4 protein-coding genes are annotated in these 4,512 nt (G+C 68.4%); 2 read left to right on the forward strand and 2 right to left on the reverse strand.

Features of this window, described 5'->3' with window-relative positions; genetic code table 11:
* The coding region (locus tag B4M60_RS12350) for an ABC transporter transmembrane domain-containing protein (protein WP_291084369.1) at window positions 1-1,074 on the reverse strand (1,074 nt) is incomplete at its 3' end.
* 209 nt (window positions 1,075-1,283) lie between these two features.
* On the opposite strand from B4M60_RS12350, the gene B4M60_RS12355 reads away from it, so the two are divergent.
* Both B4M60_RS12355 and B4M60_RS12360 read left to right on the forward strand, forming a co-directional pair.
* Window positions 1,284-2,048, forward strand: coding sequence for a hypothetical protein (locus B4M60_RS12355; protein WP_291084372.1), 765 nt, complete (start codon window positions 1,284-1,286; stop codon window positions 2,046-2,048).
* Window positions 2,041-3,069: a glycosyltransferase domain-containing protein gene (locus B4M60_RS12360; protein WP_291084374.1), complete on the forward strand. Its 1,029-nt coding sequence runs from the start codon at window positions 2,041-2,043 to the stop codon at window positions 3,067-3,069. Before B4M60_RS12355 ends, B4M60_RS12360 begins: the two co-directional genes overlap by 8 nt.
* Window positions 3,070-3,093: 24 nt before the next feature.
* Here the strand turns inward: B4M60_RS12360 and B4M60_RS12365 are convergent.
* The coding region (locus B4M60_RS12365; RefSeq protein WP_291084377.1) for a PEP-utilizing enzyme at window positions 3,094-4,512 on the reverse strand (1,419 nt) is incomplete at its 5' end.

The raw sequence follows: 4,512 nt of genomic DNA on the forward strand, positions 1-4,512 counted from the left end.
GGCAAACTCAATGGCCAGCGGCGCACGTCCGGGCTCCGTGGCCGGGGTTTCAGCCCGCGAATCGGCGCCCACTGTGTCCGGGGCGGCGGTCGCCTTGGGCAGATCCTCCTCGGGTTCGGCGAGCACCGCGAAGAAGTCCTTCGACCCGGTGATCGCCTTCTGCAGAGAGTCGATGAGGAAGCTCATGCCCATCACGGGCTGCCGCGCAAGCGCCACCAACTGCACCAGCAGCACCAGTTGGCCGACCGTGAAATGACCCTGCATGGTCTGGATGAAGATGATCAGGTAGATCCCGAAGAAGATCAGGTTCAGGGCGCCGCGGCGGGCCACGTCCATCAGGTGCCACCACCGCGATTGGGTGCGGGTGAGCGTGACGGCGCCGTCGTACTCCCCGGCGAAGTGGGCGAGTTCACGGTCTTGTTGGCCGAAGCTCTTGACGACCTTGATCTGGCCGATGACCTCGGCGAACCGTCCGCCTGCGATGTCGAAATGGACGTTCTTCTCGGCTTCGAGCTTTTGCCAGCGTTTGGACGTGACCGCGGTGAGCCAGGTGAAGATCGGATAGATGGCGATCAGTAGCAGCGTGAGCCACGGCGAATAGGTGGCGCTGATGACCAGCACGGCCCCGACCGTGATCAGCATGGGGAAGAAGTTGTTGGCGAACATGTTGAGGAAGCCGGTGGTCTCGGTGATCGACCGGCTGAGTCGCGAGATGACCGTCCCGGTGAGTTCCTGATCGAAGTACTGCTGCGGCAGGCGCAGCAACTTGGCGAAGTAGGTGGTGGAGAGAATGCGCCGCAACCGGACCGCCATGGTGTCGCCGAGGTAGCCACCCCAGTTGGAGATCAGGGTGTTGGCGACGTCGGTGGCCAGCAGGGCCCCGGCGAGCCACACCACCGCCATCACGTTCACCTGCGCGCCGCCCGCGGAGGCCACCACCTCGTCGGTGACGCGGGCGATGATGAAGGGGGTCGCCAGCCCGGTCACCGCGACCAGCACCGACGAGATCACAATGCCGAGATAGAGCGGCCACAGTTCTTTAGCCACGGCCAACAGCCGGACGATACTTCGCACCGGCACACCCTACGTCCCCTCGGCCCCCAGGTGGCCACCATGAGCAAGCCGCCGACAGGGGCGACGATGCCGCCTCACGACGGCACCGAGATTCTTCTGACCGCCGGAAACCCGGCGTAGTACGTTGGGGGCGACAACTGGGGAGAAGTCGACCGATGGAGGGCTAAAGGAGCGCAGCTGTGCAGCTAGGAGTCATTGGACTCGGGCATGTGGGAGCGGCGCTGGCCGCCGACCTGGAGGCCCTCGGTCACGCCGTGGTCAGCTACGACATCCGGACGGACGACCCCTATCCCCGCGCCGCACTGGCGGAGTGTCGCTACACCTTCATTTGCGTCAACACCCCCATGGGTGAGGACGGCTCAGCCGATGTCACCGCCGTCCGCGCCTCGGTGGCAGAACTCCCTTCGACAACCACGCCAGTGCTGCGGTCGACCGTCCCTCCCGGCACGTCGTCGGCGTTGCAACGCGAGCACGGACGTCCCGTCCTGCACTGGCCCGAGTACGTCGGGGAAACGACCTTCGGGTCCCAGACCTGGGAGCCCTTGCGGGCCGGATCGACCTTCCTGATCGTCGGTGGGGACCACGACGAGGCGGCGCGCTTCGCCGACGCCATGATCGGCATGTATGGGCCGCAGGTGCGGGTGCACCTGGTGACGTCGGAGGAATCCGAGCTCATCAAGTACATGGAGAACTGCTATCTGGCGCTCAAAGTGAGCTTCGTGAACGACTTCTACCGGCTGTGCCGACAGATGGGCGCCGACTGGCATGCCGTGCGCGAGGGGTGGCTGCTGGATCCTCGCGTCGAGCGGGACCACACCGCCGTCTTTCCCAGCAATCCTGGCTACTCCGGCAAGTGCCTCCCCAAGGACGTCTCAGCGCTGAGGCAGTTCGCGGCCTCCCAGGGCATCACCCTGCCCACGGTCGAGGGAACCATGCGCGCCAACGAGCTGGCGCAGGAGGCCACGAATGAGTGAGGCGGCGATCCCCCAGCGCGCCGTATTCAGCGCCGTTTTCGGACGGTACGAAGACATCCTCGAGCAGCCGGTGGCCGCCACCTCCGAGGTGCCGTTCTTCCTGTTCACCGACGATCCGACGCTGACCAGCGACACGTGGACCATCGTCCCAGTGGCTCTCGCGTTGCCCGGGGACATCTCCCGAAGCAGCCGCAAGGTGAAGATGCTCGGCGATCCGCGCTTCGCGGACGTTTCCGAGCGGCTCTGGATCGACAACTCGGTGCTGCTGCGAGCTGACCCCACCGACATCCTGGACACCCTGCTGGCCGATTGCGATCTGGCCTTCCCGAACCACAGCTACCGAACGAGCGTCCTTTCGGAGATGGAAGAAGTGCTCGACCTGGGCATGGACGATCCCGCCCGGGTTTACGAGCAATTGCACGTCTATCTCCGCGTGGCTCCTGAGGTGTTGACCGTTCAACCCTCCTGGAACGGCCTCTTCGCTCGCCGCGACACGCCCCTGACCCGGGCGGCGATGATGACGTGGTGGGAACAGGTGCTGCGCTACTCCCGACGTGACCAGCTGTCGCTGCCGTTTGCGGTGCGCGGCCTGGCGGTGAACCGGTTCGACCTCGACAACTTCTCGTCCGACATTCATGAGTGGCCCAAGGCGCCACGGCCCCTGGGTCGCACCCCCAGCACGAGTCTCCGAGCAGCCCTTCGGCCGCCGACCGCCGAACTTGGCCAGGCGCATGCGCAGATCGACCGCCTCACCAAGCAGGTGTCCTACCTCACCGCCGAGCGTGACGCCTTGACGGCGGCCGAGGCCGAACGGCTGACGAGTCAGGCCGCTGAGGTCGCCGATCACGAGGCCGCACTGCAGGGCGAGATCGTCCGGCTGCAGGAGGAGGTGGACCAACTCCGCCGCACCTTGGGGGCGCTGCTCGGCTCCACCTCGTGGCGGGCCACCGCCCCCGCCCGGGCGGTCTCCCAGGCGGTGACGGCACGGTTGCGCGGCGCCAAACGGCGGCCGCTCACCTGATCCGACCCGGGCCGGGACGAGGGATCAGAGCACCTGGATGGTGCCGGTCGTCCCGTCGATGCGGACGCGCTGCCCGGTGACCAGCCGGCGGGTGGCGTTCGGGACGCCCACGACGGCGGGGATGCCGTACTCGCGGGCCACCACAGAGCCGTGGGTCATCATGCCGCCGACCTCGGTGATCAGCCCCGCGGCCGTGAGGAACAGCGGCGTCCAGGACGGATCGGTGCCGGGGCAGACCAAGATCTCACCCGGTTCCAGGGCGGCGGTGGTGGGGTCGAGCACGACCCGGACGATCCCCTCCGCCACACCAGGCGAGACCGGGGAGCCGGCGATGGCCGACGGATCCTCAGAGATGCCCGACAAGAACGTCCGGCCGTCGCCCACGAGGACCAGCGGCACCTGGCGGCGCAGTTGCTCGCGGGCGTTGGCGGCTTTGCGGGCGGCGATCCGCGGCCGCAGGTCACCGGAGGTGAAGGCCTCGGCCAATTCGGCGATGGTCAAGAAGGCGATGTCGTCGGCCGCGTCGAGGCGTCCGGCGGCGACCAGGTCGGCGCCCCCGGCCAGCAGGCCCTGGCGGACCAACCCGAAGGCCCGGATGAGGGTGAACTTGGGGGTTTCGCGGGCGCCCATCGAGGCCCGGATCCGCGACACCAGGAAGCTCAACCGCCGCCGCTTGAAGCCGAGGCGATCGTCCGTGGCGGCGAGCGCCAGCAACTCGTCCAGCGCCGGTTGGGCACCCGCCTGCGCCGCGGCGTAGAGGGTCTCGGGGGTCGCGGAATCCGCCGGACGGGCGAGGTAGCCCTGGACCATGCGGATCACCTCGGCCGGACGCTCGCGCCAGCGCGGGGCGCCCAGATCCAACTCGTTGAGCCCGCGCATGCCGTAGTGGTCGAAGAAGCTCGTTAGTTGCCGCTGGGCCACGGCCGGCAAGGTCTGGGCGAGGTAGGCGGCGGCCGCGGCCTCGGGGGTGGCCTCGACGAGGGCGGCGCGGGAGGCCGGATCGGCGGCGATGGCCTGCGAAGTGCGCCACAGGGTGAGATCCATCTCGGTGGTCACGTTGCCGGGCAGGGCGCGGAGGGCCGTGTTGGCGAGGGCGCGGCCCTGCTCACCCGCGAGCGCCGCTGACTCTTTGACGAGCTCGGTGGTCATGAGGATGCCGGGCCCCATGATCGGCGCGAACTCCCGCACGATCCGAGCGAGTAGCGGCGCCACCTCCCGGCGCAGGAACGCGACCCGCGCCTGCTGCCGCGCCTCGGCGGTCGTCCGTGCCTCGGCGAGCGCGGCCTGCTCGGTGAGGCGATCGAGGGTCACCTGGATGAACCGCTCGAAGCGCGCTCGTGTGTCGCCCGGTGACGCGAGGTTGCGGACCACCTTCGGCCCGAGGAAGGTCACGGCCTTGGCGAGGAGCTTCGGATCCGGCCGGGCGTGCCCAGCCGGCGCCTC

It is taken from the genome of Dietzia sp. UBA5065 (assembly GCA_002415925.1).
In the GTDB taxonomy this organism is placed as follows: Bacteria; Actinomycetota; Actinomycetes; order Mycobacteriales; family Mycobacteriaceae; genus Dietzia.

What these genes read in the sequence shown, in the direction of transcription:
- B4M60_RS12360 (WP_291084374.1), top strand. Translation starts at nt 2,041, where the DNA reads ATGAGTGAGGCGGCGATCCCCCAGCGCGCCGTATTCAGCGCCGTTTTC.